The following is a 21,784-nucleotide window of genomic DNA, read 5'->3' as shown; positions in this document are numbered from 1 at the left end:
TACCCACCTTTTATAAAAGGTGGGTACGACTTATCTATCATCTGATTAACCTTTCAGGTCCCGTTGTTTATAACTGAAAACGCCTGCTGCATATAAGGTCACGGCAACAGCGCTTAAAATTAGAAGTGGAGTGAAACTCAGGTCCTCACCCGGTATCTGCGGCATATGACCAAAAGGTGACAGTCTGCCCGGCCATTCTGGAAGCTGTAAAAGCCCACCAAGATAGACAACGAGAAAGGAGTAGGTTAAATAACCCCATGCAACCGCAGTAATTCCTGGTTTCAATCCCGTGAAAAGCGCTCCAATACCAATCATCACCCAGATTGCAGGCAGGTAAACCAGCCCTGACAACATGACCGTTCCAAACGACATAGGCTCATCCATTACCGGTACAGATGCACCCCAAAGGCTGAGAGTCGCAATCACCATCATCAGAGATCCAAAGAGAATAGCGATTGCCAGATAGCTCAAAAATACTTTTTGTCTGGAAACAGCCCTTGCATAGAGATTTTCCATACGATTTTTATTTTCCTCAGATTTAAGCTTAAAGAAAAACATCAGCGCCGGTATGGCAGCCATCATGGACATAATTGCCATGAGCATTGACACGAACTGTTCTGTCAGTGATAGTCCGCTATCCGGGTTCACCATATTGCTCAGCATCTCATTGCTCCCGAAAAACGACTCAAGATCACCAAGCACAGAGCCGTAGGATGCGCCAATAGCCATCAGTGCAAATCCCCATACAATGATGCTTGTTCTCGTCAATCTGAATGCAAGACCAAAAGGACTGAGCAGCAGAGGAGAAGCGTGACGCCGCCCGGGCTTTGCCGGAAGCAGACCGCTCCCAAGGTCTCTTTTCAACAGCAGCCTGAAAGCTCCTCCTGCAAAAATAAGACTGCCGGCGATCAATATTAATAACGGACTGATATAGTTGTTCACATATACTTCTGTTTTGAGCGTCCAGCCAAGCGGAGACAGCCAGGATAAAGTTTCATTACTGACGTCGCCAAGTGCTCTCACAATATATGCGAGGCCAAGGATTAGAAAAGCAAATCCTGTCGTCCCGCGACTGCTTTCAGAAAGCTGGGCAAATAATGCGGTCACTCCTGCAAAGAATAGGCCGGTTGCCCCTATTGCCGCACCATATAAAAATGAATCGGCTGCAGGCAAAGTTTCAATACCGAGTATACTTAAAGCAAAGCCGAGCGCGAGCGCCAGAATCAGCTGTGAGATTCCGATTGTAATTAGTACAGCAGTTAATGGTGCCAGTCTCCCTGCAGGAAGTGAACCAATCATTTCCAAACGGCCATCTTCTTCATCGCCGCGTGTATGTCTGGCGGTCAAAAGAATTGTCATCACTGCAGCTAAGATTGCTGTGAATAACAGCATCTGATGGGCCATCATTGGACCTGCTGTATAATTTTCCAGACCATATCCAGGACCAACCATCGCCGTCATTGCAGGGTTTCTCATCGTTTCAGCCACTGCCATACGCTCAGCTTCTGACCGATATAGGTCTTCAAATGCCCAAGCAGTCAGCATCGTCAGCGCCGTAATGGAAAGAATCCAGATGAGTAGTCTGAACAGGTCAGTACGCAAATAAAACCTGACAAGTGCACCAGTCTGATAAAAAGATTTCCTGTTCATGACTGATCACTTCCTGTCCCTTCGTAGTGGCGCATGAATAGGTCTTCAAGTGTCGGTGGGGTGCTCTCGAGTCTGAGAATGCCAAGTGTGCTAACTTTTTTTATCACATCATCCAGCGCTTCAGCATCTACCTGTAAAGATGTTCCTTTTTCAGTTTCAACAACCTCATGGACGCCCCGGATTTCTCTGATTCCATTAAGTGGTTCTTTTGTTTCTACAATTAGATTTGTTCTTGTTAAATGACGCATATCTTCGAGTGAGCCTGATTCAATAATTTCACCCTGCCTGATAATTGCTACTCTGTCACACAAGCGCTCCACTTCAGATAAGATATGACTTGAAAGCAGGACGCTTTTTCCTTCTGCTTTCGCCTTTAATACATATTCCTGAAATACACGCTCCATTAATGGATCAAGCCCTGAAGTCGGTTCATCAAGAATAAACAGCTCAGCATCTGAAGCGAAAGCAGCCACCAGCGCAACCTTTTGCCGGTTTCCTTTTGAGTAAGTGCGGCACTTCTTCGTAGGGTCTAACTGAAACTTTTCAATCAGTTCCTGCTTTTTATCTGTACTTTTGCTGCCCCGAAGCTTTAAAAACAGATCAATAACTTCACCGCCAGTCAGGTTTGGCCAGAGATTCGCATCTCCAGGGACATAAGCAATCCGTTTATGAATCTCAACTGACTCCTTCCAGACGTCCATCCCGAATATAGAAGCACTGCCTGCAGTTGATTTGAGAATGCCGAGCAGAATACGGATGGTCGTGGATTTACCAGCTCCGTTTGGCCCGATGAAGCCAAAAATTTCACCTTTTTGAATAGAAAGATTTACATCATTCAGTGCCTGGAATTTACCGAAACTTTTGGATAAATGATCAATTTGAAGAATGGTCATAAGTGACCCTCCTTTGAAAGTTATGAAATATTAATGTTTATATATTTCATAATATACCTTTTTAAATTAAAATACAATACTTTATGAAATCAATTCGTTGTTATATTTCATAAATTTTATTACACTATTGATGATAAAGGATATTAGAAAAGAGGTGACAGCATGAATGGATTTGAGCGGCGGCGTGAGTTAAAGAAACAGCATATTCTCCAGGCGGCAATGGAGCTGTTCAGTGAGCTTGGGATTCAGAAGGTATCGATTTCAGATATTGCAAAAAAAGCCCAGGTGTCACAGGTGACCATCTATAATTATTTTGAAAGCAAACATAATCTCATACATGAAGTATTTATATATTACGTGGATCAGGCCTCAAATCAGTTTGAAGAAATTGTGCACAGCACTGTTACTTTTCCTGAAAAAATTAAAGGTCTGATTTTTAATAAAAAGCAGGTATCAACAAATATCCATCCTGAGTTTTACCAGTATTTGATGAAAGAATACGCGCAAGAAGGTAACTATATCGAGCAGGTTTATGCTGAAAAAGCATTACCTTATTTCATTCAGCTGTTTGATGAAGGGAAAAAGGAAGGGTATGTAGATCAGAATCTGTCTGATGAAGCAATTTTATTTTATATACAGATGATGAAGGACTATCTTCAGCGTGAAGAAGTTTACGAGCGTATCCTTCCACTGACAGAGGACATCACAAATATTTTCTTTTACGGCATTATTGGAAAAAAATCATAAAAATACGCCCTGGCATTAGCGCCGGGGCGTATTTTTATAAAATCGCTTCTGCTAAAATACGGTCAAGCTTTCTAATATCCACTTTTTTGTTTACATTCAGCTTAAAGCGTCCGGACCTTGTCCACAGTTCAAGCTCAGCGTTCAGATCGAACGTGCCGCCGTTTTCAGATGAATACATATCAATGGATTTAAAAGGAATTGTATAGATCTCCACTTTCTTACCGGTGATGCCCTGTTTGTCGGCGATGAGCAGTCGTTTATTCGTAATCACTGCGGTATCACGTACAGTTTTGTAAGCGACCTTCGCCTCCTCCCCTTCAACAAGCAGCGCTTCAAGAGCGGCGGGCACAGCTATTTCTTCAAGAAACGTCCAGTTCATCATTGCTGTTAAATCTGCCATTGTATCAGCCTCCTTACCTCTATATTAATAGAGTCATATCGAGACGTCACCCCCAAAAATTGGATTACAGAAACGAAATGTATTAAAGATCGATCTTAAATGTAGTCGGATTGAAAAGGGGATGTTACATAAGTAAAAAGAATGTATTATGAATCCGCTTACAGGGACTTTCTTATTAATTATTTGTAAAGATTCTAAATATTGTGGAGAAATCCAAACTTTTCTTTTAGTATTAACGTTGCACGAATACATAACCAGGAGGTAATACATTAATGCAGCCTTACAAAAAGCACTTTGCTGTTTTTGTAGCTTTAGTCATGGTATTCAGCCTGCTGACACCTTTTTCATCTGTGTCAAAAGCGGCAAGCTTTACAGAGACGTTTGATAATTGGACTCAGACCGGTTCATCTTATCTGGACGGTTCATTTGAAGGGAATAACGGCGTAACTTGGGATTATACAGGTGGAAGGGCATCTACTTCTATTGAAGGGAAGGGACTGATGTTCCGTGATGCTGGAAGTGTTTTAGTTTCTTCTGAGGTTGATGGAGGAATTTCATCACTTTCTTTAGATGTTAAAGCAGATTTCACTTCAACAAATGCTCGTCAACTAGAAGTTTATGTGAATGACGTACTTGTTGGCACAACGCCAAATGTTTTAGCTGGCGGAGATAAAATTAACTACAGTTTAGATAATCTGGATGTTGAAGGACCATTTGTTCTTCAGTTTAAGAAAGTCGGATCTAACAGACAGCTGACTGTCGACAACATCACATGGACTTCCTACGAAGATCCAACTAAAGTATCGGCTGTTCAGTCAAGCGTGCCTGCAGGTCAGGTAGCTGAAGGAACAGAAGTAGCATTTTCTACTTCAACTGCTGATGCAGAAATCTTTGTTTCTCAAAATGGCGGTGAGTATGAAGCATATACCACTCCATTTACACTAACTGAAGATACAACATTTGACGTATACGCTTCTGCAGACGGACTGGATGACAGTGACGTCAGAACATATGAGTATTCGGTTGTCACTGAAGAAAGTATTGCAGACGTTAGAAATCAGGAAACAGGTTCAATTGTGTCAACAACTGGTACAGTAAGTGCTGTATTTAACCAGGGTGGCGCAAACAACATTTATATGCAGAATGCAGGAACTGGTATTGTTGTCAGATCAACAGCAGATGTTGCCCCTGGCGATATCATTTCTGTATACGGTGAGCTTCAGGATTACAATGGACTTGCACAAATTGCAGCTGAAGCTGAAGATGTTATTGTGACTGGACAGGAAGAAGCACCTGCTCCACAGCCGATTCCTGAAACTGGTCTTAGTGAAGCACTTGAAGGAACACTTGTCACTGCTTCAAATGTAAATATCGCTTCTTCGGGCAGCGGTAATTACTATGCCACTGATGAATTTGGCAACGATCTTGTCATTCGTCCGGCATCAGAAATGGATATCCAGACTGGCCGTACGTATGAAGTCGTAAATGGCGTAGTCAGCGAATTCAGAGGAACGTATCAGCTGGTTCCGCGTTCTGAAAATGATGTTATTTTTGATACAAACCAGGTTCGCCCTGTTAAAGCTGATCCTGCAGGCGGGTTTGTAGAAGAAGGTGGTACAGTTACACTTTCAACTGAAACTGAAGGTGCATCAATTTATTACACAACAGACGGTTCAGTACCGACTGAAGACAGCACACTTTATGAAGGTGGCGTAACGATCACTGAAAACACTGACCTTAAAGCAGTGGCTGTAAAAGAAGGTATGACAGCAAGTGATATAGCTGAATTCAGTTATGTGCTACAGACAGATGATATTAACATTCATGATATACAGGCAGCAGAGCACTTTTCACCTTATGAAGGTCTTGCTGTACCTGATGTTGAGGGAATCGTAACCTACGTAGTAAATGGCAGCAGCTTTTACATGCAGTCACTGACTCCGGATGATGACCCGCGTACGTCAGAAGGTATTCTTGTATATCAAAGAAGTCATGGACTATCTGCAGGTGAACATGTAGAGGTAAGCGGAACGGTACTTGAATTCTTTGTTGAAGGGTACGGAGACCGTTTTGACAATGACCTCCCTGTCACGCAGATTGAATCAACAAATATCAATAAAATCGCCTCAGGTGTTGAGCTTCCTGAACCGGTCGTCCTTGGCGGGGAAAATGGAATCGACGTACCGACTGAAGTGATTGATAATGATAACTTTGCACAATTTGATCCTGAAGAGGATGGTATTGATTTTTATGAAAGTATTGAAGGTATGCGCGTTGAGGTAGCTGACGGTACAGCGAGCGGTCCTCAGAAATACGGAGAAATTGCAGTACTTCCGAATAAAGGCGATGAAGTTTATACACAGGCTGGCGGTGCAATTGTAAAGCCTGATGACTTTAACCCTGAGCGTGTATTTATCGATGTAGATGATGATAACTTTGTTGTGAAAACAGGGGATGAGCTGACTACATCAGCAATTGGTGTAATGAGCTACGGATTTGGAAAATATAAAGTGCTTGCAGGAAAAGGTCAGAAGCCTGAATTTACAGATGGCGGACTTGAGCCTGATTCTACAACAATCGAATACAAAGAAGATGAGCTGACAATTGCTTCTTATAACATTGAGAACTTCTCAGCAAATACTTCTAATACAAGTGATGAAAAAGCACAGCGTATTGCTGATTCATTTATTAATGATCTTGGATCACCGGATATCATTGCGCTGACAGAAGTGCAGGATACAAATGGTCCTACAGATGATGGAACTGTTTCAGGTGAGGGAAGTGCTCAGCGTCTGATTGATGATATTATCGCGCTTGGCGGCCCTGAATATGCTTATACTGAAGTGGCTCCTGAAGATAAGCAGGACGGCGGACAGCCGGGTGGTAACATCCGTAACGGTTTCCTTTACAACCCTGAACGCGTTCAGCTGACTGAAGGAGAGCAGGGTGGAGCAAATGATGCAATTGAAATTGTGGACGGCGAACTGACGCTGAACCCTGGACGTATTGCACCATCAGAATTCCCGAATACACGTAAGCCTGTTGTAGCTGAATTTGAGTTCAATGGCGAAGAAGTCATTGTAGTAGGAACTCACCTGAACTCTAAAGGTGGGGACCAGCCGCTATTTGGTCAGAATCAGCCGCCATTCCTTGGCAGTGAAGCTGAGCGTGTTGAACTCGCAGCAATTATCAACAGCTTTGTTCAGGATGTACAGGCACAGACACCTGATGCAAACATTGTCGTTGCAGGGGATATGAATGATTTTGAATTCTCTGCACCGCTTGAAGCATTGAAGGGTGAAGAACTGACAAATCTGATTGATGGAGTGGAAAAAGAAGAGCGTTATACTTACAACTATGAAGGAAATGCACAGGTGCTTGACCACATTCTTGTGAGTAACAACCTTGCAGACCGTACAGAGTTTGATATTGTTCATATTAACTCTGACTTCATGGAAGTTCACGGGCGTGCATCTGACCATGATCCACTATTAGCGCAGATCAGTTTTAAGACTGAAGAACCACAGCCCGAAAAGAAAGTGGTTAACCTTGCTGATTATAAGCAAAAGAACCTAGGTATTTTTGAAGACAATGTTCATATTGTTGCTGAAAAAGGAATGAGGGTTGATAAAATATTGGTTCGAGGCACAAACGTAAGCTTTGAAGGTGAAGGGCTTAGAGATCTTGAAGTTGCACTTCATGCAAAAGAAGCAGGTGCAGCGTACGATTTTGAAGGAAACGAAGTAAATACAGTTATTATCCAGCACAAAAATGTGGAAGTGATCAATGGAGCAGAAAATATCCAGAGGCTTGAGCTTCGCGGATCTGCGAAAAAAGCTGGCGTAACGCTTTATGATACAGAAGGTAACGAGATTGAGCTTGAAGTTGAAAAGCCTGGTAAAGGTAAGGGTAAAGGGAAAGGTAAAAGCAAAAAAGCTTCATAATGAAAAACCCCTGAATTCGCTCTAGCGATTTCAGGGGTTTTTAGATTAGACACCTGTTGCCTAAGGGGAGGCGTAACCGTTCAATGATTGAGAGTGGTGATTCAACTAATGGTTTTCAGCATAAATAAGCAGGTGCGGTCTCCTATCTCTCAACCGGACTAAATAAACAAACCGCCTAATCAGCGGTTCACAGCATTTCCCGGGCAATAAGCTCATAAGATTTCTTCTTATCTTCAAGGGAATAAATATTCGTAATCAATAAAAAGTCATCCGTCTGGTACCTCTCACTCAGCTCTTCAAGTGAAGCTTTCACTTTTCCAGGTGTTCCAATAATCATTCTCCTGCGGTTGTGGCGGATTTTTTCAAGGTCTGCGGTTGTCAGCCCCCGATCCTTCAAGCTTTCAGGCGAATGGACCTGGGAGTCCCCTTTTTCAATCCCGAGCAGCCACATATCCTGTGTCAGTGCAAGGCGTTCAGCTTCCTCCTGCGTTTCAGCGCAAACGACAAACACAGTTACATTTACAGCCGGTTCAGCAAATTGACCAGGTTTAAAATGCTCACGGTATATGCGCAGTGTTTCCTCCCATTTATCCGGGTTAATAAAATGCCCGAATGTCAGGCCGAGTCCGCGTTCTGCTGCGAGCTTCGCGCTCCGGGGAGAGAGGCCTAACACCCACATTGGAGGGGCACTGCCCGATCTTGGTGTAACCTTTACCATTCTATATTCATGCTGTTTCGGTAGTTCATTATGCATAAATCCATATAAGTCATCCAGATGCCTTGGGAATGCGCTCATCATGCTCTCGCGGCTGTCGGTTAATGCAGCGCGTGTCCGTTCTGTGCCGCCGGGAGATCTGCCAACACCGAGATCAACGCGGCCTGGAAATAATGCTTCTATTGTTTTAAATGTTTCAGCTACTTTTAAAGGGCTGTATTGAGGCAGTAAGACGCCGCCTGACCCTACACGGATTGACTCAGTTGCTGAGGCGATCCGCGTCATCAGAATCTCAGGGGCTGCACTTAATAAGCCGTTCGTATTATGATGCTCTGCAAGCCAGTAACGGCTGTATCCGAGTTTTTCGGCGAAAGTAGCCAATTCCACAGTGTTATTTAGAACATCAGATGGTTTTGCACCTTGAGGCATAGGCACCTGATCTAAAATACCAAGTTTCATGACTGAGTCCTCCTCATGATTCAATGACTCAATTATGTCATGATCTGTCCTTCATCTGCATCAGGTTTGCTCACGTACTCACACTTGTAGCTGAATCAATTTAGCGATTTCAGCAGCCCTTTTAGCGGTAAGGGTGTTTGCATTGGCGATTGCATAATCCAGCGTACAGGGATTATGCATCACAGAGAAGCTTGCAGTAAATAAGCTCAATAGCTCTTCAGCTTCATGATCCAGGCTGCCTGATAATAAAATAACAGGTTTATGATTTTTTGCGCCGAGCTCAGCTACATAATGAGCAACTTTACCATAAAGTGTCTGCTCGTCACTTTTTCCTTCACCAGTCAGAATTAGATCTGCTTGTCTCACTGCATCGGGAAGACCCATTTCCTCTCCGATCAGCTTTGCGCCCTGTGCGAACTGACATCCGGCAGCGAGCAGTGCGAATCCCATTCCGCCTGCAGCTCCGGCTCCGGGGGCATCAATCCATTCAGCGGCAGTCAGCGCTGCAAATTGTGCAATCCACTCATCATAAACTGGAATGTCTTCAGGCTGAACGCCTTTTTGCTGTCCGAAAATGGCTGTTGCGCCTTCTTTTCCTGTCAGAGGATTATTCACATCAGAGGCAATCAACAGGTCTATGTCCTTCAGCCGCGGGTCCAGTGTTGTCAGGTCCACACGCTGAATAAAAGGGAGACGGCCGAGGTTCACAACACCATCAAACTCATCTGTATAAGTGTAACGTGCACCAAGTGCTTCAAGAAGTCCTGCGCCGCCATCATTCACTGCACTTCCGCCGAGGCCAATCAGCACTTTCTTACAACCCTGATCCAGTGCATAGCCAATCATTTCACCAACGCCATATGAAGTGGACTGAATCGGATTCAGTTCCTCCGGCTTGAAGTCCGGAAGCCCAACAGCCTGAGCTGATTCAATGTAGGCGATGTCACCATCGATACAGATCTTCGCTTTCTTCTCATGCCCATATGTATTTTTTACTGATATCTCAACCGGTACAATTGCTTTTTTAAATGTAAATGGTTCAAGCATTCCTTCTCCGCCATCTGCCATTGGAATCAAGGTGTATTCAGCGTCAGGGTAAACGTGTTGAAAACCTTCTTTCATTGCCAGCGCTGCTTCTGCAGCACTCAGGCTTCCTTTAAAGGAATCGGGTGCGATGACGATTTTCATTGTGGTCAGCTCCTCTTTCAATCAGTTGGCTTTATTGTATCAGCTGAGTATTATAAAAAGAAATTTCTGATTATAATCATTTTATACTTGAAAATTATAAGTTTTTATGATTTGTTTTGTATAATCCCTTGCAATTATTGGTGTACCCATCGTACAATGAAGGATGAATGTCATTTTCGAAATGAGGGTAAAAATGAAAACTTCCATTTATGGATTAACGTTGGAGCAACTTGTTGCCTGGCTTATGGAACATGGTCAAAAGAAGTTTCGTGCAGAACAGATTTGGGACTGGCTTTATCGTAAGAGAGTCACAACTTTTGAAGATATGAAAAACGTCAATAAAGAATGCCGTGATTTACTTGAGGAGAACTTTGTCATTGAGACCCTGGATCTTCAGATTCGTCAGGATTCAGAAGACGGCACTGTAAAATTTTTATTTAAGCTGCATGATGGAAATCTGATTGAAACAGTACTGATGAGACAGAAATATGGTCAGTCAGTATGTGTAACAACACAGGTCGGCTGTAATATCGGGTGTACATTCTGTGCAAGTGGTCTACTGAAAAAGAGCCGTGACCTTACAAGCGGTGAAGTCGTTGAACAGATTATGCGTGTTCAGAAGTATATGGATGAAAAAGGCGATGGAGACCGCGTAAGTCATATTGTTGTCATGGGAATCGGAGAACCATTCGATAACTATGATAACCTCATGAGCTTCCTGCGTGTTGTGAATTCGGCTAAAGGTCTTGGAATTGGTGCGCGTCACATCACAGTTTCAACAAGTGGTCTTGCGAACCGTATTTATGACTTTGCAGATGAAGACCTTCAGGTAAACCTTGCACTATCTCTGCATGCGCCTAACGATGAACTGCGTACGCGTATTATGAAGATTAACCGTGCATACCCAATCGAGCCGCTGATGAAAGCGATCGATTACTATCTTGAAAAGACTAATCGCAGAATTACGTTTGAGTATATCCTTTTACATGACGTAAATGATCATGTGGAAGAAGCTCACCAGCTTGCGAAAATGCTTTATAACAAGCGTCACCTGGCATACGTCAATCTGATTCCTTATAATCCGGTTGATGAGCATATCCAGTATGAGCGAAGCAAGCAGGAAAATATCATGAAGTTCTACGATACGCTTAAAAAAGGCGGTATTAACTGCGTTGTGCGTCAAGAGCATGGTACTGACATTGATGCAGCTTGCGGACAGCTTCGAAGCAAACAGATTAAGAAGTCAGCAGTATAAGAAAAAGCTGGAGAATTTCTCCAGCTTTTTTATGTATTTAATTTTATCCATTATATAAAAAATAACTGGCGATACAATAACATAACACAATCAGCAATGAAGGTATTGTGTAAAATGATCGCTTAACATGTAAAAGTGAATATATGATCAGAATAGACATCATCGCAATTGCAGCTGCGGTGATCTCATGGAAAGGGGAAACGTGTATCAGGATTGATCCGTTCTGATATGCGAAATCCGTCATAACAATGATCAGCATATTAAACATGTTACTCCCTAATATGGAACCAATGGCTAAATTAATATTCTTTAACCGCAATGCAACTAAAACTGCTACAGCTTCAGGTAGTGACGTAGTGGCAGCCATGAGGAAGCTACCAATAAAGGTTGAGCCGAGCCCTGTGATTTCTGAAATGCGATCGCCGGATACTGATAAAAGACTTCCTGCGAACATGATAATGATCGCAGCTGAGATAAACCCTAAAATAGTTTTTTTGACAGAGAGGTCGTTTGGTTGTTTATTGTTTTCCTGAGTGGGAGCCGTTAAGGAGGAGTTTTCAGTATCTGAGATCTTACTAACGATCATCATTCCCACGATATAAATGAAAAGGATTAAGTATGAACCCAATCCTGCGCCGAAAAACGTGAACTCACTTCCTTTTTCCAGCGTAATCACGATCATCACAGAAAGCACAAGACCAATTAGAGCAGTGTGAAGATGATAGCTATCTGCAAGTTGATATATTTTTTGTTTTCGATACCACAAATCAAAGCCCGCTATAATAAATAAGTTGAATAAGTTAGAACCCAGCATATTACCCACTGCAATATCAGGATTAGCAATAAAAACAGCTGATAAGCTTGTGGTGACTTCCGGTAACGAGGTGGCACCAGCAAGAAGCAGAGTGCCAATCATTAGACCGCCCATCGAAGTTTTATCGCTCAATCGATCTGCATGATTTGATAGTTCAATTGCTGCGAGTACAGTAATAATCGCTGCAAATAAAAAAATTACATAAACCATTCTTTCCTCCTTTCTTCGTTCTTATTCATTCATTCTTTCAGATTTTATTAATCAATCTGTAAATTTAGTACTCACCAGGCTTTAAATTATATAAAATACACCAATTCCAACTAACAGGGCGGGAGGGAGGAAAGACATTTTTTGTGTCCATCGCCATCTTGCCAGATAAAAACCTGATCTCATTCCGAGAAACACAAATAAAGCACTTAAAATAGCGATAAGTATACCGGTGAGGATTGGTGAATACCCCAGTAATGCTGCACCGAGTCCAACTCCAAAAGCGTCTATTCCCAGGACAATCCCTAATAACCAACCTTCTTGAAAGGAAATCTCGCCATTTCGATCGATATCAGCTTCAGCTGATTTTTTAAGAACTTTTATGATTAATTTCGTTTTGTGGATCAAACTGTGTTTTTTATATTGGTGAGAAGCAGCATGAGGCTGTTTTTTAGAAGGGTGAGATATCAGCTTCCCGCACATGCTGATTAATCCTACTGAAATTAAAATGGACCCTCCAAAAATTTCAATGATTTCAACAGATATTAAAGATGTCATGCGTAATCCAATCGTCATTGAGATAAACACCATCGCTCCTGAGCAGAACATTATGGTCAGTAATGGGACTAGTGAAACTTTAATTCGGCGCAGGCCATAAGAGATGCCGACTCCGAAACTGTCTAAACTGATTGCGAGAATCAACAGGATTTTACCTGCTATAAAAAGCAAAGCCTCATCTCCCTGAAAAGAGTGTTAGCCTATTGTATGATATGAGCATGATATTGTGAGAGAAGTCAGGAAAGAGTGATTGGATATTAAACTCATTTTGACTTTTTGATCAAATGAATACCCATCTTTTTCTTTTTTATTGATTCATTATTCCTTGTTAACGTATAATAAAAATATGACATTTTACCTATTTAGGGGGAACGGCGATGGATGAACTGTTTTTAACTTCAGCCTTTATAATTGTGGCTTTTCTGGCTAATATCTTTCGCTTTTTCGTTAGTGGATATATAAATAGATTAATATTCGTTCTGGCTACAGTGCTGCTGGTTCTGATTGAGCAATGGCTTGTATCAACTTCACATACGCACTGGCTGTTACTATTCGTCATTGCTGCAACCGTTATAAGCTTCCATTTCAGTGGAGGGATGATCGCTGCAGTGCTGGCATCCATTTATTTATGGATAATTACAGGGCATTTTGAATTCAGCGTTTATGCTGCCTATGTCTTATTTGCCACATCTGTATACGCAGTCAGGTTTTACGTCAGAAAACTTCGTCGTCAGCGCGATCACTGGCTCAAAATCCTGACGGTCAATTCAAAGCAGCTGAATGTGACAAAAGACGTCAGTCAGGCGATGCAGCAAACCTTTAATACAAAACGTCTGCTTGAAACGATCTTAACCTCTATGACTGCCGGGCACGGGCTTGGCTATAACCGTGCGATGATCTTTTTGCTGGGAGAGGACCGTCATGTGTTAAAAGGGATTATGGCGACAGGACCCATAAAAGCTGAAGAAGGGTTTGGAATCTGGGAAAATATCACGATGAACCGTTATGGACTTACTGATCTGATTGATAAAAAGGAAGAAGAAAAATCTGATCAGCTGTTAAATGAAATTGTACAGGATATGACGATTTCACTCACTCAGGAAAGCTTCCTGACCAATGTGATGAATACAGGACATCCGATGCTGGTCAAGCAAATTGATGAATCGGATGAGTTGATGATGCATTTTCATTACACGCTCAACCTAAAGGAGTTTGTTGTGCTTCCGCTAATCCATCATGGGGAGAAGTCAGGTGTTGTGATTATTGATAACCTTGTCAATCAAAAGCCGCTGAATATGCACGATGTCGATATCATTACGCCATTAGCTACCCAGGCAGCGATTGCGCTTCAGCAGGCGAGCCAGTATGAGTCAGTTGAAAGAATGGCTTTAAAGGACGGATTGACAAATCTTTATAATCAGCGCGCATTCCAGCAGTCTTTATCTGAAGGGTTTTGTAATCGTTCTTTCTCTATTATTCTATTAGATATTGATTTCTTTAAAAACTATAATGATACAAATGGTCATATGCTGGGGAATGAGGTGCTTGTTCAGCTTGCATCAGTGATCACAACGAGTCTGCGCGGAGATGACCTTGCCTACCGTTTTGGGGGAGAAGAATTTGTGATTTTACTGCCGGGTACTGCAAAAGATCAGGCAATGATGGTAGCTGAGCGAATTCGTAAAAGAGTGGAAGAAACAGCTTTTCCGAAAGGTGAATTGCAACCGGGCGGAAAGCTGACTGTCAGCCTGGGGGTAGCTGCGTCTGACGGTTCCATGGATCCATTTGATGTGGTGGAGCTTGCTGATCAGGCGCTTTATGGGGCAAAAGAGCATGGTAAAAATCGCGTAGCAGTCAGGCAGGAGGTCTAGAAATGGATTATGCTCTATTACTATTGAACATTATTGCATTCACCACTGTCTTTTTAATGACAACCAGACCGCTTTATCTGCGCTCATTAAAATTAAAAGCAGAGCGTGTGGCAAAAAGGCTTGGGCTGTCACTTAATGAATTTGTGTATTCATATGAACAGATGGTTTTCTTTACCGCACTTCCAAGCCATTTGCCCCAGCTGAAGCATGCGGACATTGCGGACATTACGCTTAAGCTGGATTATCATTCTATGTTTTTCCCGAGATTACAAGGCGTCAAAGTGATTATTACGAAAGGCAGCCATCCTTTTGACCTTGCCTATCTGCCAATTAAAGATTTCAGGCTGCCTGCACTTGACCGGCTATCATCAGAATCCCATTTAACAGATAAAGAATATTTAGTGGTCAGTTCTTATATTGCGAGTAACCCGCGAACACTTTTGGAAATTAAAGAAGAAGTGTTTAATAAAATGCAATTTAAAGCGGAAGAAATGATCGATTGAAATAGAAAGAGGGGGACTCATGATACAAGATCAACAGCTTTCCATTCAGACATCGAGCCTGCTTGAAACGGTCAGTTCTTCCATTCACCATAACCGCTATGAAGCTACGCCTTATGTGGGGCTGGATGCGTTAAGTGAGGCTTATACTCTCAAGGGGAGAAGTGTAGTGGATTATGGATGTGGAAAAGGACGCGTTTCATTTTATCTGCACCACCGGTTTGGAACTGATGTCACAGGGATTGAAATGAATCCGAGACTTTATCAGGCGGCGCTTGAAAATCAATCTTCCTATCTTGCAAAACGGAAGCTGAAAAAAGGCAGCATTCAGTTTGAACGAGCCTATGCTGAAAAATATGAAATAAAAGCTGATCAGGATGTGTTTTACTTTTTTAATCCCTTTTCGCTCCAGATATTTTCGGCTGTGTTGAGCAGAATATCATTGTCTCTTGAAAAGCACCCGAGGCGTGCAACGATTATTCTGTATTATCCAACGGTTGAATATATTCATCATATTGAAGAGCATTCTGCTTTTCATCTGACACAGCAGATTCCGGTTCCGGGTCTGGTTGAGAATAATCATAATGAACGGTTTGTGATTTTTGAGTATGGAGAGTAAAGGTTTTTGTGAGGTAGAGTATATGTAGTAACCGTTTCGCTGCCCTTCAGGTGGACGCTTTCCGGACGGAGGTTGCTGAGCCTCCTCAGGCTTCGCCTTACGGGGTCTCAGCTTCCCTCTTTTCGTCCCGGAGTCGCCACCTTCCGCTTCGCAGAAGGGTCATAGGAAAAGTCTATTCTGTGATAACCATCCTTGTATGTTTTTCTGTCAGTACAATTAAAAAGGATTTGTCGCCCAGATTGCTGAGGTCTTAATAAATGAGCGCTGTTCAAGCTTCAGCAGGCTGACGATGTATTCTGCAAGGTCTTCTGCCTGCGTGAATTTATCAGGATTGCGTTCTCCGTCCTGTCCACGGGTTAAGTCAGTTTCAACCAGGCTGGGTGTAATCGTGGAGACCCGGATATTATGCGGGCGGACCTCCTGCATGAGTGATTCAGTCAGGCCGTTAACAGCGAATTTTGATGCGCTGTAGGCACTTGAGCCTTTGGTGCCCTTCAGTCCTGACATTGATGAAATGTTGATAATATCTCCTTTTTTGCGCTCAATCATTCCCGGCAGGACTGCTTTAGTTGTATGAACAATACCCATGACGTTTGTCTGCAGCACTTTATTCCAGTCCTCCGTTGTCAGATCAAGAAATTCTCCGTAAGCACCGACACCGGCATTGTTAATCAGAATATCAATCTGTCCTAATTTATCAGTCAGCTCTTTTATTGCGTGCTGAATGTCTTCTTCATAGCTGACGTCAGCTTCGGCAGTTTCAACCTGCACCCCGTATTGGTTCAACTGGTTCTTAATGTTATTAAGGTGCTCCCCGGATCTTCCGACAATACCAAGATCGACGCCTTCTTTTGCCAGTTCAATCGCAGTGGCAGCCCCGATCCCACGGCTTCCGCCAGTGATAATTGCTTTTTTACCTTTTAGTGTTTGCATTCAGTACATCCTCTCTGATTCAATTTCTCTTTATACTATTCACTTATTCCTGTTATCGAAAACATGCAGAAAAAAGGGGTTTTCTGTATAATGGCTGTTGAGGTGAGATGATGAAAAAGCTGTTGATTGGTTTAATGGTCTTTGCTGTAGTGATTGGCGGGGGCTTATATGCAGTTTATTATTTCGGAACTGAAATGGCAGCGGATCAGGTCGTTGAATCGGTTACTGCTGACCTGGAGCAGACTGGCGAGATGGACCAGGTAAAGACTTATATTGAGCAGGATCCTGTCTTAAGCAGTTATCTTGAAGAGGCCAAGGCAGCGCAGCATGACGAAGACCTGGCATTTACAACTAGAGCAGAGGCAACCCGTGTGATGATTCAGAAGGTGGGGATTGGGGAGCTTCAAAAGATTCAGGCGGATGCGGAATCCGGACACCTTTCTGAGCAGGAAGTGATCGGTAAGCTTGAGCAATCTTTGACTGAAGAAGAATTAAAAGCATTAAAGGTACTTGCTTATAAAGAAATATATGGTGAATAATGAAAGCCTTTCAAGGGGTGTCCCCTGAGAGGCTTTTGCTTTATCTTCTGTCACCGCCGAGGATATCAAACAGTCCGCTTGCAGCGCTGCCTTCACCTTTTGAGCCGCCATTACGCGGCATAGCTGAGAAGACGCGGCTTGCAAGGCGGCTGAATGGTAACGATTGAACCCATACAGTGCCAGGACCACGCAGCGTAGCAAGGAACAAACCTTCGCCGCCAAACATCGCCGTTTTGATCCCGCCGACCATTTCAATGTTGTAGTCAATTCCGCCTGTCATGGCGACCAGGCAGCCTGTATCAAGCTTCAGCACTTCACCAGGCCCCAGCTCTTTTTTATGAATCGTGCCGCCTGCATGTACAAACGCCATTCCATCGCCTTCAAGCTTTTGCATAATAAAGCCTTCACCGCCAAAAAAGCCGGTACCGATTTTGCGCTGGAACTCAATGCCGATTGATACTCCTTTAGCAGCAGCTAGAAAAGCATCCTTCTGACAGATCAGTTTCCCGTCGATTGAACTGAGGTCAAGAGGGATAATTTTCCCCGGATAAGGGGATGCAAAGCTGACGTGCTTTTTTCCGCTACCTTCGTTTGTGAAGGCAGTCATGAATAAGCTTTCACCAGTTAACACGCGTTTTCCCGCACCAAGCAGCTTGCCCATTAAACCGCCTGAGGATTCTGCACCATCTCCGAAAATTGTTTCCATTCTGATTGAATCATCCATCATCATCAGACTGCCTGCTTCAGCAATTACAGTCTCCTGCGGATCAAGCTCCACTTCTACAAACTGCATGTCGTCTCCATAAAGCTTGAAATCAATTTCATGATTATTCATACTGCCTTCACTCCTTTTCATTATTTCTTCCATCATAACCTATTTTACTGAAAAATCAGAACATGTTTTTGATAAACTATAAAGGGAAGAATACTATTTAAGGCAGGTTGAAAGGGGATTGGATGAAAAGATATTTAATTTGGCTTGCGATCTTTCTTGTCCTGATGACTGCAGCCGCTTATCTGCTGGTCAGTTTTACTTTTATGGAGTGGCAGTTTACAGGTCTGGTTTTTTTAGCAGGCGCTTTCTTCTTCGGTTCCTCAGGCGGTCTTTTTTCTAATATGGGTGAAGCGCATGCAGTAACTGAAAGCAATGGACATTATAATCCACGTTTTGAAAAAGCAGTGATCTTTTTTACTCCATCAATTGCAGCTGCAGTGATACTGTTGATTGCAAGCTTTATAATTCCGTTATTTTAAATGGCTGAGGGTGATAATGATGAAATCCATTCATCAGATTATGCAGCTGATCGGCCGCTTGGACGCTCATGTTGCAGATGATTTTGAAGGGCAGGATCTGGACTTTAAACAGTGGAGTAATAAAACTGAGGACAACGTGCGCAAGATGGTTGAATACGCAATCTGTATGTCTAATGGCGGAGGCGGCAGTGTCGTCTTTGGTATTGCTGATCGTGTAAAAGGGCATGGTAAAAACATTTTAGGTGTACCCGATAATCTGGACATTGAATCATTTCATAACCGGATCTATGAGGAAACGACACCGCCTTTATCTGCTGAATTTGATCTGATTGAACTGAATTATGGAACTGGTCAGTTATTAGTTATGACAGTGGACGGTAAGGGTGGTCCTTATTCATTTTTAAATGGAAAATCTGTCGTACGAAAAGGAAAAGAGTGCTTGACAATTGAAGCAAATAATTCATTTTGAGAGGGGTTTTATTGATGAAAGCTGTATTTCATAAAGGACCAAAAGGAATGGATGGTCTTACATACGGAGAACTGGATCAGTCTGAGGTGAAAGCCGGGGAAGTACGCATTATACTGAAAGCAGCCGGGCTTAATCATAGAGACTTATTTGTCTTAACTCGCCACAAAGAAGAGGATCCTGCACTGGTTGTAGGATCTGATGGTGCAGGTGTAGTGGATGAAATAGGAGAAGGGGTAACGAATGTCAGTAAAGGTGATGAAGTCATTGTGAATCCAGGCATCAACTGGAAACACAATACGGATGCACCCCCACCGGAGTTTGATATTGTAGGTTTGCCTGGGCATGGAACATTTGCTGAGAGTATTGTCTTACCAGCGGATAATGCTGTGAAAAAGCCTGAGCACCTCAGCTGGGAAGAAGCAGGCGTTGTGGCACTGGCGGGGCTGACGGCTTATCGAGCACTGTTCACGCGCGGTCAGGTGAAAGAAGGAATGAAAGTGCTGATCCCTGGTATCGGAAGCGGTGTCGCAACATTTCTTCTTCAATTTGCTAAAGCAGCCGGTGCTACCGTTTATGTTACTTCACGCTCTGAAGAAAAGCGTCAGAAGGCACTTGAGCTTGGAGCTGATCATGCCATTGATAGTGAAGGGAACTGGGAAGAAGCGCTTGAAGGAACAAAAATGGACCTTGTTATCGAGTGCGTCGGGGCAGCAACCTTTAATAAATCACTGAAACAGCTTAGAAAAGGCGGTACAATCGTGACATTCGGTGCTTCGGCAGGTGATGAAGTAACGATTAACCTGCGCGACTTGTTCTATGGACAGCAGAATCTGCTCGGTTCAACAATGGGCAGTGCTGAAGAGCTGGATGACATGATCGCTTTTATTGAACAGCACCAGATTCATCCGGTCATGGATCAGGTATATGATTTATCAGATTATAAAGCCGCTTTTGAGCGGATAGAGAAGGCTGAACAGCTTGGGAAGATTGGTTTCAGCATTTCATAAGTTTTACAGATACCCCTGCAGTGAATAAGCTGCAGGGGTTATTATATGAGCCATACAGGACAAATACCCCCACCACCTTCATTGAAATGTGATATACTATTATATAAATAGAAAATTCAGACTTATTGAACGAGGGGGAACTGAAAATGATCAGGATGTGGAAACGAAGGCGACTGACCTTCCTTACATTACTGAGTGCCTGTCTGATCTTACTGGTGGGGTATATCAGTCAGCCGGCTAAAGAAGTGAGTGTTGAAGGGATGATCTCAGTCGCTCACAGAGGGGCAGCGAGTTATGCGCCTGAAAATACACATGCAGCTTTTCAAAAAGGAATAGAGCTTGGAGCGGACTTTATTGAAGCAGACGTGCACTTATCCAAAGATGGCGAACTGATTATCATGCATGACGAATCAGTCGACAGAACCACAAATGGAAACGGTCTGATCAGAAATATGACGCTTGAGGAATTAAAATCACTCGAAGCAGGCTCTCATTTTCACCCTGACTATCATGGAGAGCCGATTATTACGCTAAACGAGTTAATGGAATCATTTTACGGGCAGGTTGGGCTTTTGATTGAAGTCAAGCACCCTGGATTATATCCAGGCATTGAAGAAAAAGTGGTGGAAGTATTATCACAATATCCCGCAACAGAAAGTGTCATCGTTCAGTCATTTGATATTGACGCAATGAAGCGTATCCATGAGCTCGACCCGGACCTCCAAATCGCAGTCCTCATGAAAGCCTCTTTTGTACCCGTATCATTATGGCAATTAGATGATTTGACCTCATTTGCCACCTACATTAATTTTAATATTTCTGCTGTTGCTAAAAGAACAGTCGATGAAATCCATGACCGCGGCGGAAAAGTGCTGGTGTGGTCGAAGAAGGATAAGAGATTAATTCAAAAAGCTGTTTCTTACGGCGTTGATGGGATTATCACTGATTTTTCAAGATGGCCGGTTGAAGAGGAAGTTCAGACGGTGACAGAATAGAAAAAAGGGGCTGAGACAATCTCGTCTGAGCCCCTTTACTCGTTCCGCTGCGCTTCACTAAAGTTTTAATAAAACGTTAGAGAGTTAATTAATTCTTATCATCCTGTATTAAATTTGAAATATAGCAATTAAAGAACTTTCTCAATATCTTTCTTCATTTCAGCAGGCTCTACAGCAGGTTCGTAGCGTCCTGCTACCTGGCCGTTGCGATCGATCAGGAATTTTGTGAAATTCCATTTAATGTCCCCACCGTTTTCTTCTTTCAGAAACTTAAAAAGGTTTTCAGCTTCTTCGCCATTCACTTGTACTTTGGCCATCAGTGGAAAAGTAACACCGTAATTGACCTGGCAGAATTCTGTTGTTTCTTCGATATTTTCAAACTCCTGATTAGCAAACTGGTCACATGGAAATCCAAGAACAACTAAACCGTTCTCCTCATATTTTTCATGTAACTCCTGCAGGCCCTTGAATTGAGGGGTATAGCCGCATTTGCTTGCAGTATTTACAATGAGGAGCGGTTGTCCTTTATAGGCATCAAGGGAGATGACATCCCCATTTGTTTTGCGCACCGTATAATCATAAACTTTGTTCATATGTAAGCCTCCTTTTAAGTCTTCACTTTCTTTAGCATAGCAAAATTAAAAAAGCCGTGCACTTTTGTTCACTCATGTACAGAAATATTATCAAATCGTACCAATTTTCTTACATGATTAGGTAATGATCATGTGAGATTGAGATAGCGAGAGTGTTTTTTTATAAAAAATCAT

General features: G+C 42.8%; 21 protein-coding genes. 11 read left to right on the top strand and 10 right to left on the bottom strand.

Translation table 11 applies throughout. The annotated features are described in order from the left end of the window. Nucleotides 1–45 precede the first annotated feature (45 nt). Both DH10bf12_RS02500 and DH10bf12_RS02495 read right to left on the bottom strand, forming a co-directional pair. Nucleotides 46–1,650, bottom strand: coding sequence for an ABC transporter permease (locus DH10bf12_RS02500; protein WP_471737043.1), 1,605 nt, complete (start codon nucleotides 1,648–1,650; stop codon nucleotides 46–48). Continuing rightward, nucleotides 1,647–2,543 carry an ABC transporter ATP-binding protein gene (locus tag DH10bf12_RS02495; RefSeq protein WP_471737042.1) on the bottom strand — a complete coding sequence of 299 codons (897 nt, stop codon included), beginning with the start codon at nucleotides 2,541–2,543 and terminating at the stop codon, nucleotides 1,647–1,649. Before DH10bf12_RS02495 ends, DH10bf12_RS02500 begins: the two co-directional genes overlap by 4 nt. A gap of 162 nt (nucleotides 2,544–2,705) precedes the next feature. Here DH10bf12_RS02495 and DH10bf12_RS02490 point away from each other — a divergent pair, with 162 nt between their 5' ends. After that, nucleotides 2,706–3,290: a TetR/AcrR family transcriptional regulator gene (locus DH10bf12_RS02490; protein WP_471737041.1), complete on the top strand. Its 585-nt coding sequence runs from the start codon at nucleotides 2,706–2,708 to the stop codon at nucleotides 3,288–3,290. A gap of 34 nt (nucleotides 3,291–3,324) precedes the next feature. On the opposite strand, the gene DH10bf12_RS02485 is transcribed toward DH10bf12_RS02490, so the two are convergent. After that, complete coding sequence (locus DH10bf12_RS02485) at nucleotides 3,325–3,690, bottom strand: PH domain-containing protein (RefSeq protein ID WP_471737040.1); 366 nt, start codon at nucleotides 3,688–3,690, stop codon at nucleotides 3,325–3,327. A gap of 272 nt (nucleotides 3,691–3,962) precedes the next feature. Here DH10bf12_RS02485 and DH10bf12_RS02480 point away from each other — a divergent pair, with 272 nt between their 5' ends. Next, nucleotides 3,963–7,634 (top strand): chitobiase/beta-hexosaminidase C-terminal domain-containing protein, encoded by a 3,672-nt coding sequence (locus DH10bf12_RS02480; RefSeq protein WP_471737039.1) that lies wholly within the window; start codon nucleotides 3,963–3,965, stop codon nucleotides 7,632–7,634. A gap of 187 nt (nucleotides 7,635–7,821) precedes the next feature. Here the strand turns inward: DH10bf12_RS02480 and DH10bf12_RS02475 are convergent, their stop codons facing one another. Both DH10bf12_RS02475 and DH10bf12_RS02470 read right to left on the bottom strand, forming a co-directional pair. Further along, nucleotides 7,822–8,808: an LLM class flavin-dependent oxidoreductase gene (locus DH10bf12_RS02475; protein WP_471737038.1), complete on the bottom strand. Its 987-nt coding sequence runs from the start codon at nucleotides 8,806–8,808 to the stop codon at nucleotides 7,822–7,824. Between the two features lie 78 nt (nucleotides 8,809–8,886). Further along, on the bottom strand, nucleotides 8,887–9,996 hold the full coding sequence (locus tag DH10bf12_RS02470; protein ID WP_471737037.1) for a glycerate kinase: 1,110 nt from the start codon (nucleotides 9,994–9,996) through the stop codon (nucleotides 8,887–8,889). A 193-nt stretch (nucleotides 9,997–10,189) separates the two neighbouring features. Here DH10bf12_RS02470 and rlmN point away from each other — a divergent pair, with 193 nt between their 5' ends. Further along, a complete protein-coding gene (gene rlmN, locus DH10bf12_RS02465) occupies nucleotides 10,190–11,251 on the top strand; it encodes a dual-specificity RNA methyltransferase RlmN (RefSeq protein WP_471737036.1) in 1,062 nt (353 codons plus the stop codon). A gap of 43 nt (nucleotides 11,252–11,294) precedes the next feature. On the opposite strand, the gene DH10bf12_RS02460 is transcribed toward rlmN, so the two are convergent. Together DH10bf12_RS02460 and ytaF are read right to left on the bottom strand one after the other, a co-directional pair. Further along, nucleotides 11,295–12,275 carry a sodium:calcium antiporter gene (locus DH10bf12_RS02460; protein WP_471737035.1) on the bottom strand — a complete coding sequence of 327 codons (981 nt, stop codon included), beginning with the start codon at nucleotides 12,273–12,275 and terminating at the stop codon, nucleotides 11,295–11,297. Between the two features lie 81 nt (nucleotides 12,276–12,356). Then, nucleotides 12,357–12,974: a sporulation membrane protein YtaF gene (gene ytaF / locus DH10bf12_RS02455; RefSeq protein WP_471738174.1), complete on the bottom strand. Its 618-nt coding sequence runs from the start codon at nucleotides 12,972–12,974 to the stop codon at nucleotides 12,357–12,359. A gap of 233 nt (nucleotides 12,975–13,207) precedes the next feature. On the opposite strand from ytaF, the gene DH10bf12_RS02450 reads away from it, so the two are divergent. The 3 genes from DH10bf12_RS02450 to DH10bf12_RS02440 are packed head-to-tail and all read left to right on the top strand — an operon-like array spanning nucleotide 13,208 to nucleotide 15,820. Continuing rightward, nucleotides 13,208–14,701 carry a GGDEF domain-containing protein gene (locus DH10bf12_RS02450; protein ID WP_471737034.1) on the top strand — a complete coding sequence of 498 codons (1,494 nt, stop codon included), beginning with the start codon at nucleotides 13,208–13,210 and terminating at the stop codon, nucleotides 14,699–14,701. A gap of 2 nt (nucleotides 14,702–14,703) precedes the next feature. Further along, nucleotides 14,704–15,204 carry a hypothetical protein gene (locus DH10bf12_RS02445; protein ID WP_471737033.1) on the top strand — a complete coding sequence of 167 codons (501 nt, stop codon included), beginning with the start codon at nucleotides 14,704–14,706 and terminating at the stop codon, nucleotides 15,202–15,204. A 19-nt stretch (nucleotides 15,205–15,223) separates the two neighbouring features. Then, a complete protein-coding gene (locus DH10bf12_RS02440) occupies nucleotides 15,224–15,820 on the top strand; it encodes a class I SAM-dependent methyltransferase (RefSeq protein WP_471737032.1) in 597 nt (198 codons plus the stop codon). Nucleotides 15,821–16,036: 216 nt separating this feature from the next. Here DH10bf12_RS02440 and DH10bf12_RS02435 read toward each other — a convergent pair whose 3' ends face one another. Further along, a complete protein-coding gene (locus DH10bf12_RS02435; protein WP_471737031.1) occupies nucleotides 16,037–16,753 on the bottom strand; it encodes a 3-ketoacyl-ACP reductase in 717 nt (238 codons plus the stop codon). A 110-nt stretch (nucleotides 16,754–16,863) separates the two neighbouring features. On the opposite strand from DH10bf12_RS02435, the gene DH10bf12_RS02430 reads away from it, so the two are divergent. After that, nucleotides 16,864–17,292, top strand: a complete 429-nt coding sequence (locus tag DH10bf12_RS02430) for a hypothetical protein (protein ID WP_471737030.1) — start codon at nucleotides 16,864–16,866, stop codon at nucleotides 17,290–17,292. Nucleotides 17,293–17,332: 40 nt separating this feature from the next. Here DH10bf12_RS02430 and DH10bf12_RS02425 read toward each other — a convergent pair whose 3' ends face one another. Then, on the bottom strand, nucleotides 17,333–18,127 hold the full coding sequence (locus tag DH10bf12_RS02425; protein ID WP_471737029.1) for a TIGR00266 family protein: 795 nt from the start codon (nucleotides 18,125–18,127) through the stop codon (nucleotides 17,333–17,335). A gap of 122 nt (nucleotides 18,128–18,249) precedes the next feature. On the opposite strand from DH10bf12_RS02425, the gene DH10bf12_RS02420 reads away from it, so the two are divergent. The 4 genes from DH10bf12_RS02420 to DH10bf12_RS02405 all read left to right on the top strand — a co-directional run bounded on the left by DH10bf12_RS02420 (nucleotide 18,250) and on the right by DH10bf12_RS02405 (nucleotide 21,017). Continuing rightward, a complete protein-coding gene (locus DH10bf12_RS02420; protein WP_471737028.1) occupies nucleotides 18,250–18,546 on the top strand; it encodes a hypothetical protein in 297 nt (98 codons plus the stop codon). Between the two features lie 16 nt (nucleotides 18,547–18,562). After that, nucleotides 18,563–19,015 carry an ATP-binding protein gene (locus tag DH10bf12_RS02415; RefSeq protein WP_471737027.1) on the top strand — a complete coding sequence of 151 codons (453 nt, stop codon included), beginning with the start codon at nucleotides 18,563–18,565 and terminating at the stop codon, nucleotides 19,013–19,015. 14 nt (nucleotides 19,016–19,029) lie between these two features. Then, nucleotides 19,030–20,022 (top strand): zinc-binding dehydrogenase, encoded by a 993-nt coding sequence (locus DH10bf12_RS02410; RefSeq protein WP_471737026.1) that lies wholly within the window; start codon nucleotides 19,030–19,032, stop codon nucleotides 20,020–20,022. A gap of 146 nt (nucleotides 20,023–20,168) precedes the next feature. After that, nucleotides 20,169–21,017 (top strand): glycerophosphodiester phosphodiesterase, encoded by an 849-nt coding sequence (locus DH10bf12_RS02405; RefSeq protein ID WP_471737025.1) that lies wholly within the window; start codon nucleotides 20,169–20,171, stop codon nucleotides 21,015–21,017. Between the two features lie 128 nt (nucleotides 21,018–21,145). Here the strand turns inward: DH10bf12_RS02405 and DH10bf12_RS02400 are convergent, their stop codons facing one another. Then, on the bottom strand, nucleotides 21,146–21,610 hold the full coding sequence (locus tag DH10bf12_RS02400) for a glutathione peroxidase (RefSeq protein WP_471737024.1): 465 nt from the start codon (nucleotides 21,608–21,610) through the stop codon (nucleotides 21,146–21,148). Nucleotides 21,611–21,784 lie beyond the last annotated feature (174 nt).

Source organism: Jeotgalibacillus sp. 10bf12 (assembly GCF_055597105.1).
The sequence above is the reverse complement of the archived record's forward strand: the minus strand, read 5'-3'. Positions and strand labels throughout refer to the sequence as shown.